This is a genomic window from Mycolicibacterium sp. P4_G11, from assembly GCF_056555145.1.
Map to the genome: position 1 here is coordinate 460,435 of NZ_JBFUJW010000002.1, position 22,125 is coordinate 482,559.

Here is a 22,125-nt window from a genome sequence, read left to right on the forward strand (position 1 = left end):
GTAAGAGGTCTAGTGGTAATACCAATATTGATAGATCAGGACGCACCCGCCGGCGCAGGCGTGATCTCGATGTAGCCCATCGGGATGTCGAAAGCGGAACTGCTCTTCTCGAGGGTCCGCTCGAACGCCTTCATGGCCGGCGACCAGTTCGCGGCGATCGCGGCGTCGGCATGAGCGTGCTCGGCCTCAGGCAGGATGCGGGCGATGCCGGCAGCCGGCGGTCCCATCGGCTTGCCCCGAAGGTTGCACGGCACCACGACCACCCGCGGATTGTTGCGAATCCGCTTCACCTTGCCCGTCGACGCATCGGTGCGGACATACAGCTTGCCGGCGGCGAGACCGTGATTGATCGGGCTGGGCATGGCCTCGCCGGACCGCTTGAACGTGACCAGGACGATCTGCCGCGCGCGGTCGAAGCCGGTGAAATCCGTTGCGGTCGGCTCCCCGATATCGAAGGCCTCGCGGTGGCGCAGCATGTCCATGCCGCGAAACATCAACTTGCTCATGGCCGAAACCGCATTACTGGGCATCTGCTCGTCCAATCGTTGTTGGCCAGCAGGCACCGCGCAGCTACTGAGCCGTCATATCCGAAGCGTAATCCGCAAGTTGAATTCATCGTGGGCACAACGGTCGAACCCCGACGTCGACGCAAATAACGTGGCCGGCGTGACTGCTCCTGTGACTTCCCTCAACGCGATCACCGACGCCACTCGGGCTGCGGTTGCCGACAATCCCGCCGCAGCCGCCGTGGTGTTCAAGGCTTCCGCTGAGCCCGAAGGCACCGTCGGCAGTGAGATCACGCTCGGCAAGTACCAGGTGCGCGTCGACGAGCCGCCCGCCCTCGGCGGACAACACACGGCACCCAACCCCGTCGAGTACTACCTCGCGTCACTGCTGTCCTGCCAGGTGGTGACCTACCGCTTCTGGGCGGAGCGGCTCGGCATCCAGGTCGACTCGCTCAGCGCCAGCGCTGAAGGCGATCTCGATGTGCGCGGTTTCTTCGGACTGGACGAGAGCGTGCGCCCCGGCTTTCAGCAGATCCGGGTCACCGTCACAGTCGCCGGCCCCGAGCCCGCCGAGCGGTACCGCGAACTGCAAGCGGCGGTCGACGCGCACTGCCCCGTTCTGGATCTCACCGTTGCGGCAACTCCGGTGCACACGACGCTGATCACAAGTTGATCCCGCGACTTCGGCTGTTGCGATAGTCAGTGGGCGTCATGCCGAACCAGCGTTTGCATGCTCGCGTCAGCACGCTCTGCTCGGCGTAACCGAGCTGGCGGCACAGCTGCACGAGCGGCAGATCGGTGTCGACCAGCAATCTGTTGGCGAGTTCGCGGCGGGTTTCATCGATCATCGTGCCGAAGGTGACTCCTTCGGCGACGAGACGACGTTGCAGTGCCTTGGGGTGGAGGCCGAACTGGCGGGCCACGAGTTCGGCAGTCAGCTCCCCAGAGGGCAGGAGTTGACGGATGACGCTGCGCACCGTGTCGGCGAAGCCCCTCGCGTGCTCGGTGCGCGTGCTGGACAGGAAGTGCAAAGCGAGCTGATGGGCCAGCGGGTCGTGGTTGAGCGGGCGCTCCAAGTCGGCGGCGAGCAGGGTGAACCCGGCGATCGGTTCATTGAAGTGCGGCGGGCAGCCGAAGTAGCGGCGATAGTCGGTTTTCGTACCCAGTGCGGGGTGTGGCAGATGCACGGACACCGGCCGATAGGTGGTGCCGAGAAACAGGTGCAGCACCCGGAGGGTGACGCCGAGGGCCAGTTCGATGGCCTGGGCCTGCGGCGGCGGCGGGTGCAACAGGAAGTCGTATTCAAAGCGGCACAGCGTCGCGTCGGTGTGCGGGTTGATGTGCGCGGTGATGCCGGGACTGTAGGCGCTCATGTAGGTGTCGAGGATGGTGAACGCCTCGGCCACGGTGGCGGCGGTGCGGGCCGCGACACCGACCGGGCCGAGGATGTCGATGCTCTGGCGCATTGCCAGCTGACGACCGAAGTCATCCACACCTAGCACCGCGGCCGCGCTTTCGACCGCTGTGATGGCGTTGCGCAACGGGATGTACCGGTCCCGGTGACCGACATCGGCAGGATCGACGTTGACGAGTTCCAGCAACGCGATCGCGTCGCCCCCATGAGCGGCGGCCAACCCGCTGAACCCCACGAGACACGAGCCGCGGACCAAGTGCATGTCCATGACAATCAAGAAGATGTCCAAGAAAGTCAAGACAGCGTGTTCCGGTTCAGGCAAGGATGGTCGGGTTCGGGAGACAAGAGGGGACAGCAGTGGAAAGCAATATGTCGTGGCACCGGCGGTGGTTGGGTGTGGTGGCAGCTACCGCGGCCGTGATGGCCATGTCGGGATGTGGTGGCGGTGACAAGGGTTCAGACAAGACTTCGAGCGCCGCGACCGGAGAAGTGAGCGCGGAGCAAATCCGCGAGATCGCCAAGCAGGCCTACATCTACGGATTCCCGATGGTGGACAACTACCGGATCCAATACGCCTACTTCCAGGACAAGCAGAATCCGCAGTACAAGGCCCCCTGGAACACGCTTCAATCCAACGCGCAGGTATACACGCCGGCGGATACCGCCATTCAGACCCCCAACTCGGACACCCCCTACTCGTTCGTCGGTGCCGACCTGCGCACGGAACCCCTGGTGCTGACGGTTCCGGTCATCGAGGCGAAGCGCTACTACTCGCTCCAGTTCATGGACCAGTACATGTACAACTTCGACTACGTGGGCAGTCGGACAACGGGCAACAATGGCGGGAAGTACCTGCTCGCCGGTCCGAATTGGAAGGGCGAGAAGCCCGCCGACATCGACAAGGTGATTCGGTCGGACACCCAATTCGCGTTCGTCGCGTACCGGACCCAGCTGTTCGGGGCCGACGACCTCAACAATGTCAAGGCAATCCAGGCCGAGTACAAGGCCGAGCCGCTGTCGAAGTTCGAGGGTAAGCCGGCGCCGGCCGCCGCACCTGCGATCGACTTCGTCGTTCCGCAGACGCCGGACGAAGAGCGCAAGTCTCCGCAGTTCTTCGAGACCCTCAACTTCGTCCTGCAGTTCGCGCCGGCCCTCGATACCGAGAAGGAACTGCGCGCGAAGTTCGCCTCGATCGGCATCGGCACCGACACGAAGCTCGACATCAAATCGCTGAGCAAGGACAAGCAAGACGCTTTCCAAGCCGCGATCACCGATGCCTGGAAGGAATACGATCCGATCCAGGCGAAGGTGGAGAGCGGGACGATCCCACCCGGTGACCTGTTCGGCAGCCGCCAGACGCTCGGCACCAACTACCTGTATCGAATGGCCGGTGCCATCAACGGCATCTTCGGCAACGACAAGGCCGAGGCGATGTACCCGAGCTTTTCGAAGGACTCGACCGGAGCTCCCCTCGACGGAGCGAACAAGTACACCTACCGCTACGCACCGGGCCAGCTGCCGCCGGTGAACGCGTTCTGGTCGCTGACGATGTACCGGATGCCGCAGAGCCTGCTGGTCGCGAACCCGATCAACCGCTACCTGATCAACTCGCCGATGCTGCCCATGCTGAAACAGGATTCGGATGGTGGCTACACCATCTACGTTCAGCGGGAAACCCCTGGCCCGGAGAAGGAATCGAACTGGTTGCCGGCGCCCGAGGGGCCGTTCCGGTTGACGCAGCGGCTGTATTGGCCCAAGGAAGCCGCCCTGAACGGCACCTGGCAGGCGCCAGAACCACAGAAGGTTGGATAAGCACATGACCAAACGAAATCGAACGTGGCGCCGCTGGTCGGCCGTCATGGCAGCGGCGACACTGGCGGTCACGCTGTCCGGCTGCGGCAAAGACACTGGCAAAGATTCAGCGAAGGACTCGAAAGAGCCTGCCGCGGTGACCACCGCTCAGATCCGGGACATCGCCAAGCAGGCCTACATCTACGGGTATCCGATGGTGGACAACTACCGGATTCAGTACGCGTACTTCCAGGACAAGCAGAGCTCGCAGTTCCGCGCCCCGTGGAACACCCTGCACTCCGATGCTCACGTAGCCACCCCCGCGGACACCGCCGTGCAGACCCCGAACTCGGACACCCCGTACACCACCCTGGGTGCGGATCTCCGGGCGGAGCCACTCGTGCTGACCGTGCCCGAGGTGCAGAGCAACCGGTACTACTCGGTCCAGTTCATCGACGGCTACACCTACAACATGGGGTACCTGGGCAGCCGTACCACCGGAAACAAGGCCGGGAAGTACCTGCTCGCAGGCCCGAACTGGAAGGGGGAGAAGCCTGCCGGTATCGAGGAGGTGCTGCACGCCGACACCGACTTCGTGCTTGCGCTGTACCGGACCCAGCTGTTCGGCCCCAACGACATCGACAACGTGAAGGCGATCCAGGCCGGCTACCAAGTGGAACCGCTGTCGAAGTTCCTCGGCACAGCGGCGCCCGCGGCGCCTGCCGCGCCCGATTTTGTGGTTCCGCAGGCCCCGGCCGAGCAAAAGAAGTCGACCAAGTTCTTCGAGACGCTCAACTTCGTGCTGAAGTACGTGCCGGTGCTGGACTCAGAGAAGGGGCTCCGGGCGAAGTTCGCGTCGATCGGAGTCGGTACCGACAAGAAGCTCGATATCGGTGCGTTGCCCGCGGACCAGCAGCAGGCCTTCCAGGACGGGCTCACCGACGCTTGGACGGAATACAACGCGCTGCAGGCGAGGATCGACAAGGGTGAAGTCACGACCGCGCAGATGTTCGGTGACCGCCAGACGATGGGCACCAACTACCTGTACCGCATGGCCGGAGCGATCAACGGCATCTACGGCAACGACACCGCCGAGGCGATGTATCCGATCTTCCGCCTGGATTCGGCGGGGGCCGCTCTGAACGGTTCGAACAAGTACACCTACCGATTCGCGCCCGGCCAGCTGCCGCCGGTGAAGGGTTTCTGGTCGCTCACCATGTACCGACTGCCGGAGAGCCTGCTCGTGGCCAACCCGATCAACCGCTACTTGATCAACTCGCCGATGCTGCCTTCCCTGAAGAAGGATGCCGACGGTGGCTACACCTTCTACGTCCAGAAGGAATCCCCGGGCGCGGACAAGGAATCGAACTGGCTGCCGGCACCGGACGGTCCGTTCGTGTTGATCGAGCGGCTGTACTGGCCCGAGCAGGCGGCAATCGACGGCACCTGGAAGGCTCCATTGCCGCAGAAAACGCCGTGACACTGCTCTGAATCCTCGCCACCGGGGCGAACGTAGATCCTGCCGGCTCTCAACGAGATTCGTTGAGAGCCGGCAGGATAACGTCGTCCAGGCCGTTCAACACCAGCAGCCGCCGAACACCGAGGTGTGCTCGTCGGTTTCGATCCACTCCTCGCGCACCACGGCGCTCCCGCCCTGCGGATCAAGGTGCAGCACCGAGCTCACGGGGTCGTGTCTGATCCACACGGCCACCGACAGCGGACGCCGCTGCCCGATCAGGTAGGAGACCAACTGAATCTCACCCGGCTTCCCGAGATTGCGGACATCGGACACCGCCGCGCGGATCCGCTGCCCGGACAGATCCGCCGCGGTGAACCCCGCCTCGCCCGCGTGCAGGTCTGGCATCGAATCCTCGTCCTCCAGCTGACCGTCACGCACCCAGTAAAGGTGGAGTCGACCATCGTGGGCGACGGCCTCGACCGAGATCAAGTTGGAAGTGACATCGACTCGACGCAGCACCTGGTCGCCGAGCCGTGCGCGTACCACGTCCAGTTCCGCGTCCAGCCGCTGCGCGGAGAACAGGTCCTCGGGCGGTAGGCCGCTCAGCGCGCGGGTGATTCGGCCGGGTACATCACCGGCGATCACGACCACCGCAGCGATGGCCACGACGACCGAAAGGGCGATCGCTGCGACGTACTTCTTTCGGCGGTTCGGTCGTCGTGCGTCCAGTTCGGTGCGATCCGGCATCCCAGGTCCCTCCTCTTTCCGGTGCAGAGTACCGATGGCGCTGTCTGTAGCCGGCCTCGTCGGGTTCAGTCCGTCAAAACGACTGTGCCCCTACCGTTTCCGGCAGGGGCACAGTCACCGATCACACGTGGCGGTCAGCTCTTCCGGCCGCACGCAAAGATGTGCCGGCGCTAGCAGGGGTCGCCCGGCGGGGTGAAGTAAGGGACGCCCTCGACGGTGTAACAGGGGATTTCGCCCGCGACGTAGGGGTCGGTCGCAGCCGCGATGGCTGCCCCCGCCGCAACACCGCGGGCGACGGGGGCGCCGCAGCCGCCGACTCCGACGAAGCGTCCGTGAACGCCTGCGCATATGTCGGCGTGGGCAGCTGGGGCAACGGCGAGGGGCGCGAGGGCCATCGTCGCGACGGACAGCAGGGCTACAGTGCGGTTTCTCATCTGATGCTCCTTCATTTGTTGGGGTTCCTAAATTGGTCGCGCACGGCAGTCGGTTACTGGCGGGCCAGCGCGATCCGCACGGCCTCGGCCGGGTCCACCAGGTGGCCGGCGGCGTCGGCGGCTTCAGCGATGGCGAGCTGCACGCCGCGGATCCGGCCGGTGAACCGGTTGTCAGCGGGACGGTAGTCGGGCGAGACAGCGGCTCCGGCGTCCGTTCCGACATCGAGGCCGTCGTCAGCGGAGAAGACGTTCGGCAACGTCGCCTCCACCTGGCCCGTTCCCACCGCCACACCGTCGACGAACAACGTCACCGTTCCGCCCTTGGCCAGGCCAGGGCCGTCGTAGGCGAACTCCATCCGCACCTGATGCGCACCGGCCGGGATCGGCTCAGCGGATTCGGCGAAGAAGAGCTTGACGCCACCGAGGTTGTAGCAGTACTTCAGTTTGCCTCCGTGGGCGTACAGCGCCCAACCGCCGATGTTGGCGCCTTGAGCGATGATCACGCCTTCGGCGCCGCCCTCGGGCACGTCGATCTCCGCGGTGACCGAATGTGACTTGTTCTTGAGGTTGAGCACGCAGTTCTCCGAGAGCCGTCCCATCCCGGGGAAGAGCAGTTGCGTGTCACCCTTGATCAGCACCGGCCGGCCCGCCAGGTCGGAATTCAGCCGCTTGGTGAGATCGTCGTCGATGGGCAGCACGTTGTAGCGGGTCGCTTCGATCAGCCACAGCCGCTGCAGCTCGTGCAGCCGCTCGGGCTGTTCCCTCGACAGATCCTTCGCTTGAGTCCAATCGGCGGTGGTGTCGTAGAGCTCCCACACGTCGTCATCGAAGGCGACCGTCTGCTCACCCATGAGCAGCCACGGCGTCTTGTGCTTGGTCACCGCGGTCCAGCCCTTGTGGTAGATCCCGCGGTTGCCGAACATCTCGAAGTACTGCGTCTCGTGCCGGTCGGCGGCATCCGCCCCGTCGAACGAGTACAGCATGCTGGTGCCCTCGATCGGTGCCTGCTGCACCCCGTTGACGAACAGCGGCTCCGGGATCCCGGCTGCCTCCAACAGCGTCGGCGCCACGTCGATCACGTGGTGGAACTGATCCCGCCGCTCACCTTTGGCTCCGAATCCGTTGGGCCAGTGCACAATTGTCCCGTTGCGGGTGCCGCCCCAATGCGAGGCGACCTGCTTGGTCCACTGATACGGAGTACACATGGCGTGCGCCCAACCCACCGCGTAGTGGTTGTAGGAGTCCGGACCGCCGAATTCGTCCAAGCGCTCCATCATGAACTCCGGCGTCTCCAGGGCCGCCATGCCGTTGAAGTTCAGCATCTCGTTGAACGTGCCGTTGAGCGTGCCCTCCGCGGAGGCGCCGTTGTCGCCGATGATGTAGTAGATCAGGGTGTTGTCGAGCGCCCCCAGCTTGTCCACGGCATCGATGAGCCGGCCGACATGGTGGTCGGTGTACTCCAGGAACCCGGCGTAGACCTCCATCTGCCGCCGCAGCACCGGTTTGAGGTCCTCGGGCATGTCGTCCCAGGCGGGGATCTGCTCCGGCCGCGGCGTCAACTGCGCGTCCGGCGGGATCACCCCGAGCTCTTTCTGCCGGGCGAAGGTCTGCTCCCGCGCCACGTCCCAGCCGGCGTCGAACTTCCCCCGGTACTTGTCGATCCACTCCTTGGGCGCGTGGTGCGGCGCGTGGGTGGCGCCGGGTGCGAAGTAGGTGAAGAACGGCTTGTCCGGCGCCAGCGCCTTCTGCTGGCCGATCCAGCCGATCGCCTTGTCGGTCATGTCCTCCATCAGGTGGTAGCCCTGCTCCGGAGTGCGGTCCACCTCAACCGGATTGGTCCCCTCGTACAGCGACGGGTACCACTGATTCGCCTCGCCGCCGATGAAACCGTAGAAGTACTCGAATCCGCCGCCGGCGCTGGGCCAGGCGTCGAACGGCCCGACCGGGCTGGTCTGCCAGACCGGGACCTCGTGGCACTTGCCGAACTGAGCGGTGTTGTACCCGTTGAGCTTCAGGGTCCGCGCGATCGGCGACATCGTGTTGGGCAGCACCGAGTTGTAGCCGGGCAGCCCGGTGGCGATCTCGGTGATGCCGCCCATCCCCGCCGAGTGGTGATTGCGCCCGGTCAACAGGGCCTGTCGGGTGGGTGAGCACAGCGCGGTGGTGTGGAACCGGTTGTACTTCAGCCCGCCGGTCGCGAGGCGCTCGGCGGTCGGGGTCGCGCACGGCCCGCCGAACGCGCTGGCCGCGCCGAAACCCACGTCGTCGAGCAGGATCAGGAGGATGTTGGGAGCGCCCTGCGGCGGCCGGATGTCCGCGATCGTCGGATGCGGAGTGTCGGGATCCTTTGCGTCATAGGTGATCAGCCCCGTTCGCGGGGCGCTCGGAATCGGCAGATGTGTGCGGTTCGCCGTGTCGTTTTCGCGCATATGTCGCGCCTTTCTTCAGATGTGTACTGCCGTTTCAATCACGTTGGGTGGCAATCACGTTGGGCGCTATTGGGATTCAAACGAGCCGAGCACCCAGCACGCTCCGGTGAGTGCGCCCCGAGCTCCGACCATCCTTGCCTGAGCTATCCGCTGTTGTCTTGACTTCCGTGGACAGGTTCTTGATTGGAATGGACACGTGGTAAATCCACAGCTCATCGCAGCTGTGGTTCGACGGGATTGCCACCTGCCCGGCCCGCCCCCAACCCCCACACCCGCGGGGCAATGCGCCGACGGTCTGCCGGTGGGAGTGCCGCTCATCGGTCCGATCTTTGCGGACGAATCCCGCTGCGGCCGCCGAACTGCTCGAACAGGAGGTCGGCGGCTTCCAAGCACCGAAGTAGGGTGCCCTGCGGGAGCTGCGGACACAGTGAGCGGCTCGCGGGATAGCCGGGCGGCCGGTCACCGCCGCGTCGATGTCCGCGAGCCGGTGTGCAGCGTGATCATCATCATCAGCAGCCACCGCCGCAGCCGCCCCCACCGCAACTGCTTCCACCACCGCAGCCGCTGTGGCCACCACCGCAACCCGAGTGGCCCCCATGGCCTCCGTCGCCGCAACCGGAGTCGGCGCCGGCCGCCCAGATGGCAGCTCCGCCGGCGCCGGCCGCAGACCCGAACCTCCCGCGACGGGCCGTCCCACGAAGCCGCCGCCGCTTGACGGTTGCGAAGATCGCGATGAGTGCCACGTCGAACGCGATGACCACCACCGGAATCATCCACCACATGATCTCGTCCCCCTTGTCGTCCACGTCGCTATGGGACGAAGGGGACCACACGCCGCGGGGCTACCGATCCCAACCCTCGGCCGGCGCGTGGGCCAGCGCGGCGCGCTCAGGTCGCGGCATCGCTCAAGTTCGCACTCATCGCCGTGGGGCTCGGGTACGTCGCGTGGAGGCCGTGCGGGCGTCGATAGGGTTCCCGGCATGACCAACGAATTCGAAGCCGTCCGCCGACAGCGCGTCCGCGTAGCCGGCATCATCCTGCTGGTCGTGGTACCGATCGGATTCTTCCTCGCCATGCTGTCCTTCGGCATGACGTGGATCTCGGCGGCAAGCATCTCGGCTCTGGCGTTGGCGATTGCGTTCGGCCGCTGGCGTCTCAAGGAAGGGAAGTGGCCGTGGCAACCGCCGCGGTAGGAGTTGCCCGGCGCCCGGCTTGACGTCTGAAACATGCCCTGAGATGCGGTGGCGGAGGGATTTGAACCCCCGGTTGGGATTAACCAACTCTCGCTTTCAAGGCGAGTGCATTAGGCCGCTCTGCCACGCCACCGCCGCCCAGCCTAAGGGGTCCGGACCGTCCCACACCCGTCGGGTCCGTGGGCGCTCCGACAGACTCACCCGCCGCGGGTGGCGAGGAATTTGTTGAGTTCCTCGACAGCGTGGTTGATGGTGAAGGATGCCGGTTCCTGCCGCGGCGGAAACTCCTTGAACGTCTCCAAGAACTGGGTCACGATCGCCGACCCGTAGAGCACCAGGAAGATCCGGTCAATCAGCCAGTCCCAGTAGGTGTTCGACGTGATGTCGGCGCGCTCGTAGGGATCGGTGCGCAGGTTGAACAGTTTCGGTGCGCGCAGCCGGGTGAACGGTTCGAACCAGATCTGCAGCGTGCCCTCGCAACGCTGCTCCATGAAGACAACCTTCCAGTTCTCCGCGCGGATGCCGAGCACGTCGCAATCGTCGGAAAAGTAGATCATCCCCCGCCGCGGGCTCTTGTCCACCTCACCAGTCAGATAGGGCACCAGGTTGTAGCCGTCGATGTGCACCTTGTAGGTCATATCCCCGATGGTGTGACCGGCCTTGAGCTTGTCGACGATGTCCGGGTCCCCGGCCGCAGCCAGGAAGGTGGGCAGCCAATCATGATGCTGGACAATCTCATTGGACACCGAACGCGGCTTGATCTTGCCGGGCCAGCGGATGAGCTCGGGAATCCGGAAGGCGCCCTCCCAGTTGGTGGCCTTCTCGCTGCGGAACGGCGTGGTAGCGCCGTCGGGCCAGCTGTTGGCGTGCGGCCCATTGTCAGTCGAGTAGATGACGATGGTGTCCTCGGCGATGCCGAGCTCATCGAGCAGATCCAACAGAGTGCCGACGTTGCGATCATGGTCGATCATCGTGTCGTGGTACGGCGACTGCCACCGGCCCGCCTGACCGCGGCTCTCCGGCTTGGTGTGGGTCCGGAAGTGCATGTGGGTCATGTTCATCCACACGAAGAACGGGGTGTCCGCCTCATGCTGGCGAGTGATGAAATCCACACACGCCCCAGTGGTTTCGTCGTCGATCGTCTCCATCCGCAGCTTGGTCAGCGGACCGGTGTCCTCGATGCGCTGCCTGCCCACAGGCCCGTACCGCGGGTCGACCTGGTCGGACTCCTCCTCGGTGGCCCAGGAGTGGATCACCCCGCGCGGGAGCAGTGCCTGCCGCATCAGCGGGGCCTCCTCGGCCGTGGGATAGTCGTCGTTCTCCGGCTCCTCCTCGGCGTTGAGGTGATACAGGTTGCCGAAGAACTCGTCGAACCCGTGCGCAGTCGGTAGGAACTTGTTCAGGTCGCCGAGGTGGTTCTTGCCGAATTGTCCGGTGGCGTAACCCAGCGGCTTGAGCAGTTCAGCGATCGTCGGGTCCTCCTTCTGAAGTCCGACGTCGACGCCCGGCATACCGACCTTGCTCATGCCGGTGCGGTACACGCTCTGCCCCGTGATGAACGACGAGCGGCCCGCCGTGCAGCTCTGCTCGCCGTACGAATCGGTAAACAGCATTCCCTCGTCGGCGATGCGGTCGATGTTCGGAGTGGAATAGCCCATCAACCCGCGGCTGTAACAACTCAAGTTCGAGATGCCGATGTCATCGCCCCAGATGACCAGGATGTTCGGCTGCGACCCAGACATGGGCGATCCCCTTTTCGAAGAACGTTCTCCGCCAACGCGGCGGTCCAAACCCTAGTTCATCGCCGAGCGACAGGTAGGCATCTTCTCGACCCCGCTCGCAGACCCCTGCAAGGCTTGCCCAAGCCCGCCGGGGACGTGTGTAGCGTTGCGGCCATGCGCGCGATCGTCGTCGAATCCCCAGGTCAACTGACATGGTCCGAGGTACCGGACGTGACGGCCGCGGTCGGCGAGGTCGTCATCGACGTCACGACCGCCGGAGTGAATCGGGCTGATCTGCTGCAAGCCGCCGGCCTCTATCCGCCGCCGCCGGGGGCCAGCGACATCCTGGGACTGGAGGTTTCGGGCGTCGTCTCCGAGGTTGGCGCCGGCGTCGAGAACTGGGCGGTCGGCGACCAGGTGTGCGCGCTGCTGGCCGGCGGCGGTTACGCCGAGAAGGTGGCCGTGCCCGCGGCCCAGGTCATGCCGATCCCCGCGGGTGTGAACCTGCATCATGCGGCCGGTCTGCCGGAGGTCGCGGCCACGGTGTGGTCCAACCTGGCCATGACCGCCCACCTGCGGTCCGGACAGCTGGTTCTGCTGCACGGCGGCGCCAGCGGCATCGGCACGCACGCCATCCAGGTCGCCCACGCGCTGGGCGCCCGCGTCGCGGTCACCGCGTCACTCGAAAAACTGGAGCTCTGCCGCGAACTGGGTGCCGATATCTTGATCGACTACCGCGACGAGGACTTCGTCGAGCGGATGACGGAAGCGGGCGGCGCCGACGTCATCTTCGACATCATGGGTGCCTCGTACTTGGACCGGAACATCGATGCGCTCGCCCCCGACGGCCGCGTGGTGATCATCGGCATGCAGGGCGGCGTGAAGGGCGAACTGAACATCGCCAAGCTCCTGGGCAAGCGGGCCGGTGTCATCGCCACCGCGCTGCGCTCCCGCCCCGTCGACGGGCTGTCCGGCAAGGCCGCCGTGATTTCCGAAGTGGTGCAGCATGTTTGGCCCATGATCTCCGACGGGCGGGTGCGCCCGATCATTGGCGCCGAGCTGCCCATCGAGCAGGCTGCCGCCGCCCATCAGCTGCTGCAAGCAGGGGCGGTGTCAGGGAAAGTGCTTCTGCGGGTTCGGGATTAGCGGTGCGTGTTGCGTTGACACTGAACTGACGCACACAAAGAGCGAGTAATAAAGGCCCTCAACACAAGGTCAACGCGAGGCCGGCGCTGACCCTGCGGCTACGGCGCAAAAGCCCGAGAGTCCGACGCCCTGGCATCAGGATCAACGAGCCAGATAGGTTGGCGCCGTGACGTTCACCTACACCGCGCCCGTCCGCTATCTGGAGGTCGACCAGCAGGGCGTGGTCTTCAACATGTGGTACCTGGCCTACATGGACGAGGCCTTCGGCGCGTTCGTCGCCCAGACGACTTCCTGGCACGACGTCTTCGACGCGGGCGTCGACGCTCAGGTCGTCCACACCGAACTGGACTGGTCGGGTTCCCTGAAGTGGGGTGACCAGATCCACGTCGACGTCACGGTCCCCACCCGGGGCCGTACCTCGTTCACCGTCGAATTCCTCATCCACGCGGGCGATGCCACACAGCCCATCGTCACCGCACGCACCGTCTACGTCTGCATAGCCACCGACGGTTCCGGCAAGATCGAGCCACCGCAATTGCTGCTCGATGCGCTGGACTACAAATAACTAACCCAGCGACGCCAGCGCGCGGACGAGCTGATCGACTTCGGCGGTCGTCGTGTAGTGCCCGAGGCCGACCGTCACGGCGCCGCCGATGTCGTTGACGCCGATGGCCTCCAGCACCCGAGAGTTGCTGTCCGACACGGCCAGTACGCCGTTGTCGGCGAGCCGGCTGATCACGCGGTCGGCAGGCACGCCCTGGACCGCGAAGCTCAGCACCGGAATGCCGGCCTCGGGCGCGCCGAGGACCATCACCAGCGGCAGCGACCGCAGCGAGTTGCGCAGGTACCCGAACACCCGGCTCAGGTAGGCCTCGGCCGATTGCATTGAGCGCGCGAGCCTTTCGCGGCGGGTGCCGGTTGCGTCGTCGTCGAGTTTGGCCAGGTATTCGATGCTGGCGACGACCCCACCGAGCAGTCCGAACTGGTGCGCACCGACTTCCAGCCGCGCGGCCCCCGTGGCGTTCGGATCGAGCGAGACGGTCGTCAAGGTGTCGATCATCGCGGGGTCGCGGAACACCAGCGCACCGATCGGCGGGCCACCCCACGCAATGGCATTCAGCGCCACCACATCGGCGTCGACGTCATTGATGTCCAGCAGGCGGTAGGGCGCGGCCACGGAGTGGTCGACCACGACCATGCCGCCGTTCTCCCGCGCCATCTTGGTCACGGGCCGAAGATCGGTGACGGTGCCGAGCTTCGACGATGCCGACGTGATCGCGATCAACCGGGTCGGCCGGGTGATGAGCGTCTCCCACTGCCAGCTGGGCAGTTCGCCGGTCTCGATGTCGACCTCGGCCCACTTCACCTTGGCGCCATAACGATTCGCTGCCCGCAACCACGGTGCGATGTTGGCCTCGTCGTCCAGACGTGTGACGACCACTTCGTAGCCCAGGCCAGACCGCGACGCCGACGCCTCGGCCAGCGAGTTCAGCAGGACGGCACGGTCGGCGCCGAAGACCACGCCGCGCGGGTCGCCACCGACGAGATCGGCGACCGCCTGTCGTGCGGCGGTCAGGACCGCGGCGCTGCGCTGCGCGGCCGGGTGCGGTCCGGCGGCCGACGACATGGAACCGCGGAAAGCGGTCGAAACGGTGGTCGCTACCGAGTCCGGCAGCAGCATTCCGGTCGGCGCATCGAAGTGCACCCAGCCGCCGCCCAGTGACGGGTGCAGACCGCGCACCCGGGCGACGTCGTATGCCATGCCATGCCAACCTTCGAGCGATTCAGGCCTGCCAGCCAAATTTTTCCGGCGGGCGCGCCCCGCTGCACACGCCGGCGAAAGCCGGGCCACCCGAACAGCCATACTAGTGCAGTGAGCTTGGCGTCCGGCGTCCTTGTCGCCCTGTTGATCATGGTGATCCCTGGAGCAATCACCGCACGTGCAGCACAGCTAACCTGGCCCGTTGCCATCGCAGTCGGCCCCGCAGTGACCTACGGCATCGTAGCTTTGGCCGTCATCCCACTCGGTGCCGTCGGCGTTCCGTGGAACGGCTGGACAGCGTTGCTGGCGTTCGTCATCGTGGTGGCGGTGGTTGCTGGGCTTCGTCGTGCCCTGAGTCGATTCGGCGACACCGCGGCGGAGGCACTCGCGATCACCCGCGGCCCGGCCCTGTTCGTGGCTGCCGGCATCAGCGTCGGCGTGGCGGCGATCGCAATTTCAGCAATCGTCGGCATGCCGCATTGGCAATCCATTCCGAGCACCTGGGACTCGGTCTGGCACGGCAACACCATCCGCTGGATTCTCGACGTCGGTCAGGCCTCGCCGATGCACATGGGCGAGCTTCGCAATGTGGAGACCCACGCGTTGCTGTACTACCCGTCGACATTCCACGCTCTCGCCGCGGTCTTGTGCCAACTCACCGGCGCCGCCCCCGCGACGGCCTACACCGTGTCCTCACTGGCGGCCTCGGCCTGGCTGTTCCCGGTCAGCGCCGCGAGTCTGACCTGGGCCATGGTTCGGCCCCACGCCTGCCAGCGCTGGAGCGCCGGGGCAGCCGCCGCGGCAGCTGCGCTGGCGGCGTCGTTCACCGCTCTCCCCTACGTCGAGTTCGACGTCGCCGCCGTCCCCAACCTGGTGGCCTACGGTCTGGCCGGGCCGACGGCGGTACTGATCATGTCGTGCCTGCGGCACCGGGACCGGATTCCGCTGGCGGTCATCGCCCTGATCGGAGTGTTCTCCACCCACATCACCGGCGGCGTCGTCGTCGTCACCTTCGTCGGCGCGTGGTGGCTGTGCGACACCCTCCGGCATCCGGTGCGCGGCCGGCTCACCGACTTCGTGAGCCTGCTGGCCGTCGCGGTGCCGTCACTGCTGTTGTTGATTCCCCAGTTCATCGCGGTGCTGGCGCAAGCGGACATCATCGTCGGGCATGCGTTCGTCACCCATCAGAGCCGGCTTCGGGTGCTGTTCAACGCCGTCGTGCAGCACACGCGGCACCTCAACGACTACCCGATTCAGAACATGCTGATCGCGCTCGGCGCCATCGGCGGGCTGATCCTGCTGCTCAAACGCGTCTGGTGGCCGGCGGTGGTCTGGGTGGGGCTGATGGTCGCGATCGTGCATTCCGGTGCGCCGTTCGGCGGGCCGATCGGTGCGCTGATCGGGGCATACGCCGACCTCTACTACAGCGACCCGCGCCGCCTGTCGGCCGTGGTGACCCTGCTGATCACCCCATTCGCCGGGATCGCGTTGTTCGCCATCGTCAAGTTCGTCGTCGACTGGCTGCAGAAACGGGCACCCCGCACCGAACGGTTCTGGGCCGTCACCGCCGCGGCGCTGCTCCTCGTCTCCAGCGTCGGACTGGCCTGGCACTACTTCCCGCGGCACCGCTATCTGATCGGCCAGAAGTACGACCGAATCATGGTCAACGACAAGAACCTCGAGGCCTTCGCCTACCTGGCGACGCTGCCCGGCGCCAAGGACACCTTGATCGGCAACGCGAACACCGACGGCACGTCCTGGATGTATGCGGTCGCCGGCCTGCACCCGCTGTGGACCCACTACGACTATCCGCAGCAGCAGGGCCCGGGCTACAACCGCTTCATCTTCTGGGCCTACGCCGACGACGCCGATACCGATCCGCGGATCGCGCAGGCCGTGCGTGCCCTGAACATCCGATACGTGATCACCAGCTCAACCGTGGTCAAAGGGTTCGTCATGCCCGACGGACTAGTGTCGCTGGATAAGTCGAAGTCGTGGGCGAAGATCTACGACAATGGGCGGTCCCGCATCTACGAGTGGCGCGGCGACACCGCCGCACCGGCGAACAGATAGGAACAGTGCAGGCATGACGCTGAAACCAGAAGACGACGACGACAACATCGAGGTCATCGGCGGGGACCTGGCATTGGGCGGGGACCTTGAGCAGGACCCCGACCAGGGCGACGAAGGCAAATCGCTGACCGACCTGGTCGAGCAGCCGGCCAAGGTGATGCGGATCGGCACCATGATCAAGCAGCTGCTGGAGGAAGTACGCTCCGCGCCGCTGGACGAGGCCAGCCGAAACCGCTTGCGCGACATCCACCGGTCGAGCATCCAGGAGCTCGAAGACGGCCTGGCTCCCGAGCTGACCGAAGAGTTGGAGCGGCTGTCGCTGCCGTTCTCCGAGGACAAGGTGCCGTCGGCCGCCGAGCTGCGCATCGCGCAGGCCCAGCTGGTCGGCTGGCTCGAAGGTCTGTTCCACGGTATTCAGACGGCCCTGTTCGCCCAGCAGATGGCGGCCCGCGCACAGCTCGAGCAGATGCGCCAGGGCGCACTGCCGCCCGGGGCCGACGGCGGTCGTGGCCCGTTCCAGTCCGGCACCGGCCAGTACCTGTAGACCGTGTCCGAACCGCATATCTCCACACAGAACGCGTGGGTCGAATTCCCGATCTTCGACGCGAAGTCCCGATCGCTGAAGAAGGCATTCCTCGGCAAGGCCGGTGGCGGGATCAACCGCAATGAGTCGAATGTCGTTGTGATCGAAGCACTTCGAGACATCACCATGTCGCTCAACATGGGCGACCGGGTGGGACTGGTCGGGCACAATGGCGCCGGCAAGTCGACGCTGCTGCGCCTGCTGTCGGGCATCTACGAACCGACACGCGGTTCGGCGACGGTGCGCGGCCGGGTGGCCCCGGTGTTCGACCTGGGTGTCGGCATGGACCCCGAGATCTCCGGGTTCGAGAACATCATCATCCGCGGACTGTTCCTCGGCCAGACCCGCAAGCAGATGGAAGCCAAGGTCGACGAGATCGCCGAGTTCACCGAACTCGGCGACTACCTGTCGATGCCGCTGCGCACCTACTCAACGGGTATGCGCGTGCGCTTGGCGATGGGCGTGGTCACCAGCATCGATCCCGAGATCCTGCTGCTCGACGAGGGCATCGGCGCCGTCGACGCGGAGTTCTTGAAGAAGGCCCGCACCCGGCTGCAAGCCCTGGTGGAACGCTCCGGAATCCTGGTGTTCGCAAGCCATTCCAATGAATTCCTGGCCCGGCTGTGCCAAACCGCGATGTGGGTCGACCACGGCACCATCCGGATGACGGGCGGCATCGAGGACGTCGTCCGCGCCTACGAGGGCGACGACGCGGCACGGCACGTGCGCGAGGTACTCGAAGAGAACGAGCGCGAGCGTCAGACGTGACCGACATGTTGTGCGCGGTCATCGTGACCCACCGGCGACCGGAGTTGTTGGCGAAATCCCTTGCCGTGGTGTGCTCCCAGACTCGGCTGCCCGATCACGTGATCGTCGTCGACAACGACAACGACCCCGCGGTGCGGACCTTGGTGGAATCCCAACCGGTCGCGACCACGTACCTCGGTTCGGCCCGAAACCTCGGCGGCGCAGGCGGTTTCGCGCTGGGCATCCTGCACGCGCTAGCACTGGGCGCCGAGTGGGTGTGGCTGGCCGACGACGACGGGCGTCCCGCCGATTCGTCGGTCCTCGCGACACTGTTGAACTGCGCGGCGAAGCACGACCTGGCCGAGGTGTCGCCCATGGTGTGCGACCTGAACGAGCCTGCACGGCTGGCCTTTCCGTTGCGCCGCGGGCTGGTGTGGCGGCGGTACGTCTCCGAGTTGCAGGTCGATAAGGACGCCGGGGTCGACTTGCTCCCCGGCATCGCGTCACTGTTCAACGGCGCACTGTTCCGGGCCGCGACACTGGAAGCCGTTGGCGTACCGGATATCCGGCTGTTCGTCCGCGGCGACGAGGTTGAGGTCCACCGCCGGCTGGTCCGCTCCGGCCTGCCGTTCGGCACCTGTCTGGACGCGGTGTACCTGCACCCGCAGGGCTCCGACGAGTTCAAGCCGATCCTCGGCGGCCGCATGCACACGCAGTACCCCGACGACGCCACCAAGCGCTATTTCACCTACCGCAACCGCGGATATCTGCAGTCCCAGCCGGGTATGCGCAAGCTGGTCCCCCAGGAGTGGGTGCGGTTCGGTTGGTACTTCCTGATCACCCGTCGGGATCCGGCGGGGCTGCGCGACTGGATGCGATTGCGCCGCTTGGGACGAGACGAGAAGTTCAGCCGGCCCGGTTCGGGCGGACCCATTTCAGGAGGACAGCGATGACGTTCACCGACGCGGCCGCGCAGTCCAAAACGCTGCGCCGCGCTTGGGGCGACCTGGTGAGCGGCTTCGGCAAGCGCGAACTCTGGCTGCACCTGGGCTGGCAGGACATCAAGCAGCGCTACCGGCGCTCGGTGCTCGGTCCCATCTGGATCACCATCGCCACCGGCACCATGGCCGTGGCGCTGGGCGGCCTGTACTCCCAGCTGTTCCACCTCCCGCTGGCCGAGCACCTGCCCTATGTGACGCTGGGCCTGATCATCTGGAACCTGATCAACGCGTCGATCCTCGAAGGCGCCGATGTGTTCATCGCCAATGAGGGCCTCATCAAACAACTTCCGACACCACTGTCGGTGCATGTCTACCGCTTGGTGTGGCGCCAGGTGCTGCTCTTCGCGCACAACATCATCATCTTCGTGATCATCGCGATCATCTTCCCGAAGCCGTGGTCCTGGGCCGACCTGTCGGTGATCCCGGCCCTGGCCCTGATCGTCGCCAACTGTGTCTGGGTCGCCTTGTGTTTCGGCATCCTGGCGACCCGCTACCGGGATATCAGCCCGCTGCTGGCGAGCCTGGTGCAGCTGCTGTTCTACATCACCCCGATCATCTGGAACGACCAGACGCTGCGCCTCCAGGGCGCGGGCACGTGGGCGAAAATCATTGAGCTGAACCCCCTTCTGCACTACGTGGACATCGTCCGCGCGCCGCTGTTGGGTGAACCTCAGGAACTGCGGCACTGGGTCGTGGTGATCACGTTGACCATCCTGGGCTGGATCGTCGCCGCGATCGCGATGCGGCAGTACCGGGCCCGCGTGCCGTACTGGGTGTAGTTCAGCACCGGGTAGGACGTCATGCCGCCGGTGACTGCCGGCCACTTGACCGTCACCTTGGGTTCGGTGGCGCGGAGTTCAATTGCGGCTACCGGCTTTCCGCGTCCCCCAGGAGCAATCATGACCATCACCGAAACCCCCACCACCAACGACACCGCGAACGGGCAGGTCATCGAGGCCGAGCTCGTCGAGGCCGCTGACGCCGCCGAAGAGGAGACCAACACCGGTCTCGCCATCCGCGAGGTGCTGAGCGGTGTGCTGGAGCGTCAGCTCGACGCCGGCCACAGCCTCACCCGTCAGCTCGTCAGCGCCACCTCCGCGGCCGCCGAGGCCGTCGTCGAATCTCCGGCCAAGGTGCTCTCGTCGGTGCGCGACGGCGCTACCCTGCCGGATGCGGTGACCGAGACCGGCTCGGCCGTTCAGGACGTGCTGGCCGAGTCGGGTCGCGACATCCGCAGCGCCGTAGGTGAATACGTCGGCCGCAACGCCGTCGGCCCGAACGCGATCATCGCCGGCGCCTCGCACGTGGCCGGCTCGCTGGTTCGCGCCCAGGGCGCTTTGACCGCGACCGCCGTGGACGGACTGTTCACCGTGGCCGGCACCGCCGCCCAGGGCGCCGACGACGTGCGCGAGGTCGCCGGCCGCGAATGGGGCGAGCTGCGCACCACCGCCACGTCGGCCCGCGAAGCGGTCGAAGCCCAGATCACCGTCACCCGCGAGAGCATCCGGGACGCTTTCGACATCACTGCTTGATTCACCGCGACGCTCGGGGTCGGCCGCATCGCGCGGCCGACTCCGATGCATCCCGGATTCGACGAGCGCCGTGGCGACCTGAGGCTTGAGCGGGCGTCAGGGCAACTGAGCACGTTATCCACAGGCTCGAATTCTGTTGTGGCACGTGTCAGATCCTTCCGATAGACTCGAACACATGTTCGATCATTGTGGTATCGGTGGCACGGGAGTCCTCGTGCGCGATGCCTCGACGGTCGATGCGATGGCGCATTATGCGCGGGTGGAAGCGGTGGCCGCGTCCGGCCGGTTCGTGGCGATCGCGGATCTGGTGGAGCTGCGGGTCGACAATCAGGGTGATCGGCAGTGGTGGGCCTGCGATGGCTGGGATGCGGCCTGCGCGGAGGTCGGTGCCGCGCTGGGGATTGGTCCGAAGGAAGCGTCGGGGCAGTTGTCGGTGGCGATCGCGTTGCGGTACCGGCTACCGCGGGTAGCGGCGGTATTCGCCGACGGCGGGGTATCCGCGCGGACGGTGGGCCTGATCTGTTGGCGTACCCGCTTGGTCGAGGACCCGAACCTGATGGCGGTGATCGATGCCGCGCTGGCCGGGGCGCTGTCAGAGTGGGCGGGCCTGTCCCGCAAGAAGATCGAGAAGAAGATCGACGGCTGGGTGCAGAAATTCGATCCGGCTGCGGTCCTCAAAGTGCGATCCGCGGCCCGGCGCCGTGGGGTCGGGGTCGGCAAACCCGACGACGACACCGGGGTGGCCTCCATCTGGGGTGCCCTGCTGGCCACCGACGCCGAACTACTGGATCGAGTACTGACCGAACTCGCCCGGCAAGTATGCGACAACGATCCCCGCACGTTCGGGCAGCGCCGTGCCGACGCTCTGGGTGTGCTGGCCGCGCGTGGGGATCGGTTGGCGTGCCAATGCGGCAACCCCGAGTGCCCAGCCGCCGGGCCCGATGCCCGCGCCACGGCAGTGGTGATCCACGTACTCACCGATGCGCTCCCCGCGCCGGTGGCCGATCCGCTGCTCAGCGGTGACCCGGCCGCGCCCCTGGCTCCCATGCCTCCTGCACCCCAGCCTGAGCCCGAAGCCGTGCCGACGCCGGCGTCCGAGCCCGCACCGGTGAGCGATCCGCAGCCGGCCACCACGCCGTACAAAACCCCGGCCCCAGCACCGGCACCGGAGTCGGAGCACGAGACCGCGCCCGAAGCGGCACCGGTCCCGGCGCCCGTTCCCGCGCCAGCAGCCGCCACGGTCCCGGCTCCGGTGCGCACACCCGTCGGCTACATGGTCGGCGGCCCGGTGATACCTCCAGCGCAGTTGGCTGACCTGGTGGCCCGCGGCGCCAAAGTCCGCACCGTCGCCAGGGGTACTGATCTGGCCGGGGTGACCCGGTACCGGCCCTCGACCGCCATGGATGAGTTCGTCCGGATGCGCGCCATGACGTGCATGTTCCCTGGCTGCGATCAGCCCGCGACCGCCTGCGATGTCGACCACACGATTCCCTGGCCCGCCGGGCCCACCCATCCGGGCAACCTCAGCCCGAAATGCCGAAAACACCACCTACTCAAAACCTTCTACAGCGGGCCTGACGGATGGCG

Annotated in this window: 21 protein-coding genes and 1 tRNA gene; 13 read left to right on the forward strand and 9 right to left on the reverse strand. The window is 66.0% G+C overall.

Annotation, left to right across the window (positions count from 1 at the left end; genetic code table 11):
- Window positions 1-35 precede the first annotated feature (35 nt).
- A complete protein-coding gene (locus tag AC1U2B_RS05900; protein WP_480216037.1) occupies window positions 36-506 on the reverse strand; it encodes a PPOX class F420-dependent oxidoreductase in 471 nt (156 codons plus the stop codon).
- A 160-nt stretch (window positions 507-666) separates the two neighbouring features.
- Here AC1U2B_RS05900 and AC1U2B_RS05905 point away from each other — a divergent pair, with 160 nt between their 5' ends.
- Window positions 667-1,179, forward strand: coding sequence for an OsmC family protein (locus AC1U2B_RS05905; RefSeq protein ID WP_480216038.1), 513 nt, complete (start codon window positions 667-669; stop codon window positions 1,177-1,179).
- On the opposite strand, the gene AC1U2B_RS05910 is transcribed toward AC1U2B_RS05905, so the two are convergent.
- Window positions 1,169-2,182 (reverse strand): AraC family transcriptional regulator, encoded by a 1,014-nt coding sequence (locus tag AC1U2B_RS05910; RefSeq protein WP_480216078.1) that lies wholly within the window; start codon window positions 2,180-2,182, stop codon window positions 1,169-1,171. The two genes, AC1U2B_RS05905 and AC1U2B_RS05910, sit on opposite strands and share 11 nt — an antisense overlap.
- A 107-nt stretch (window positions 2,183-2,289) precedes the next feature.
- Between AC1U2B_RS05910 and AC1U2B_RS05915 the strand changes: the two genes are divergently transcribed.
- Both AC1U2B_RS05915 and AC1U2B_RS05920 read left to right on the forward strand, forming a co-directional pair.
- Complete coding sequence (locus tag AC1U2B_RS05915; protein WP_480216039.1) at window positions 2,290-3,732, forward strand: DUF1254 domain-containing protein; 1,443 nt, start codon at window positions 2,290-2,292, stop codon at window positions 3,730-3,732.
- Window positions 3,733-3,736: 4 nt separating this feature from the next.
- Complete coding sequence (locus tag AC1U2B_RS05920) at window positions 3,737-5,191, forward strand: DUF1254 domain-containing protein (RefSeq protein WP_480216040.1); 1,455 nt, start codon at window positions 3,737-3,739, stop codon at window positions 5,189-5,191.
- A 96-nt stretch (window positions 5,192-5,287) separates the two neighbouring features.
- Here AC1U2B_RS05920 and AC1U2B_RS05925 read toward each other — a convergent pair whose 3' ends face one another.
- The 4 genes from AC1U2B_RS05925 to AC1U2B_RS05940 all read right to left on the reverse strand — a co-directional run bounded on the left by AC1U2B_RS05925 (window position 5,288) and on the right by AC1U2B_RS05940 (window position 9,586).
- Window positions 5,288-5,917, reverse strand: coding sequence for a hypothetical protein (locus tag AC1U2B_RS05925; protein WP_480216041.1), 630 nt, complete (start codon window positions 5,915-5,917; stop codon window positions 5,288-5,290).
- Between the two features lie 170 nt (window positions 5,918-6,087).
- On the reverse strand, window positions 6,088-6,351 hold the full coding sequence (locus tag AC1U2B_RS05930; protein WP_480216042.1) for a hypothetical protein: 264 nt from the start codon (window positions 6,349-6,351) through the stop codon (window positions 6,088-6,090).
- A 53-nt stretch (window positions 6,352-6,404) separates the two neighbouring features.
- Entirely contained in the window at window positions 6,405-8,780 is a 2,376-nt protein-coding gene (locus tag AC1U2B_RS05935; RefSeq protein ID WP_480216043.1) for a sulfatase-like hydrolase/transferase, read from the reverse strand.
- A 509-nt stretch (window positions 8,781-9,289) separates the two neighbouring features.
- Window positions 9,290-9,586, reverse strand: coding sequence for a hypothetical protein (locus AC1U2B_RS05940; RefSeq protein ID WP_480216044.1), 297 nt, complete (start codon window positions 9,584-9,586; stop codon window positions 9,290-9,292).
- A 174-nt stretch (window positions 9,587-9,760) separates the two neighbouring features.
- Between AC1U2B_RS05940 and AC1U2B_RS05945 the strand changes: the two genes are divergently transcribed.
- Window positions 9,761-9,973, forward strand: a complete 213-nt coding sequence (locus tag AC1U2B_RS05945; RefSeq protein WP_480216045.1) for a hypothetical protein — start codon at window positions 9,761-9,763, stop codon at window positions 9,971-9,973.
- A gap of 46 nt (window positions 9,974-10,019) precedes the next feature.
- On the opposite strand, the gene AC1U2B_RS05950 is transcribed toward AC1U2B_RS05945, so the two are convergent.
- Together AC1U2B_RS05950 and AC1U2B_RS05955 are read right to left on the reverse strand one after the other, a co-directional pair.
- Window positions 10,020-10,106: transfer RNA gene (locus tag AC1U2B_RS05950), tRNA-Ser, on the reverse strand.
- A 64-nt stretch (window positions 10,107-10,170) separates the two neighbouring features.
- On the reverse strand, window positions 10,171-11,715 hold the full coding sequence (locus AC1U2B_RS05955) for an arylsulfatase (protein WP_480216046.1): 1,545 nt from the start codon (window positions 11,713-11,715) through the stop codon (window positions 10,171-10,173).
- 153 nt (window positions 11,716-11,868) lie between these two features.
- Between AC1U2B_RS05955 and AC1U2B_RS05960 the strand changes: the two genes are divergently transcribed.
- Together AC1U2B_RS05960 and AC1U2B_RS05965 are read left to right on the forward strand one after the other, a co-directional pair.
- The gene (locus AC1U2B_RS05960) at window positions 11,869-12,840 is read left to right on the forward strand and encodes an NAD(P)H-quinone oxidoreductase (protein ID WP_480216047.1); all 972 of its coding nucleotides are present in this window, start codon (window positions 11,869-11,871) and stop codon (window positions 12,838-12,840) included.
- Window positions 12,841-13,006: 166 nt separating this feature from the next.
- Entirely contained in the window at window positions 13,007-13,405 is a 399-nt protein-coding gene (locus AC1U2B_RS05965) for an acyl-CoA thioesterase (protein WP_043402628.1), read from the forward strand.
- Here AC1U2B_RS05965 and AC1U2B_RS05970 read toward each other — a convergent pair whose 3' ends face one another.
- Entirely contained in the window at window positions 13,406-14,602 is a 1,197-nt protein-coding gene (locus AC1U2B_RS05970) for a cysteine desulfurase-like protein (RefSeq protein WP_480216048.1), read from the reverse strand.
- 111 nt (window positions 14,603-14,713) lie between these two features.
- Between AC1U2B_RS05970 and AC1U2B_RS05975 the strand changes: the two genes are divergently transcribed.
- The 7 genes from AC1U2B_RS05975 to AC1U2B_RS06005 all read left to right on the forward strand — a co-directional run.
- Entirely contained in the window at window positions 14,714-16,675 is a 1,962-nt protein-coding gene (locus AC1U2B_RS05975) for a DUF6541 family protein (RefSeq protein ID WP_480216049.1), read from the forward strand.
- Between the two features lie 13 nt (window positions 16,676-16,688).
- Window positions 16,689-17,219: a bacterial proteasome activator family protein gene (locus AC1U2B_RS05980; RefSeq protein WP_260935414.1), complete on the forward strand. Its 531-nt coding sequence runs from the start codon at window positions 16,689-16,691 to the stop codon at window positions 17,217-17,219.
- Window positions 17,220-17,222: 3 nt separating this feature from the next.
- Window positions 17,223-18,026 carry a galactan export ABC transporter ATP-binding subunit Wzt/RfbE gene (wzt, locus tag AC1U2B_RS05985; RefSeq protein ID WP_043402619.1) on the forward strand — a complete coding sequence of 268 codons (804 nt, stop codon included), beginning with the start codon at window positions 17,223-17,225 and terminating at the stop codon, window positions 18,024-18,026.
- Window positions 18,027-18,031: 5 nt separating this feature from the next.
- A complete protein-coding gene (gene glfT1 / locus AC1U2B_RS05990) occupies window positions 18,032-18,958 on the forward strand; it encodes a galactofuranosyltransferase GlfT1 (protein ID WP_480216079.1) in 927 nt (308 codons plus the stop codon).
- Entirely contained in the window at window positions 18,955-19,785 is an 831-nt protein-coding gene (wzm, locus tag AC1U2B_RS05995) for a galactan export ABC transporter permease subunit Wzm/RfbD (RefSeq protein ID WP_480216050.1), read from the forward strand. The genes glfT1 and wzm overlap by 4 nt, the downstream gene beginning before the upstream one ends.
- A gap of 120 nt (window positions 19,786-19,905) precedes the next feature.
- A complete protein-coding gene (locus AC1U2B_RS06000) occupies window positions 19,906-20,538 on the forward strand; it encodes a hypothetical protein (protein ID WP_480216051.1) in 633 nt (210 codons plus the stop codon).
- A gap of 175 nt (window positions 20,539-20,713) precedes the next feature.
- Window positions 20,714-22,125, forward strand: a 1,412-nt coding sequence (locus AC1U2B_RS06005) for an HNH endonuclease signature motif containing protein (protein WP_480216052.1), incomplete at its 3' end; no start/stop codon positions are given.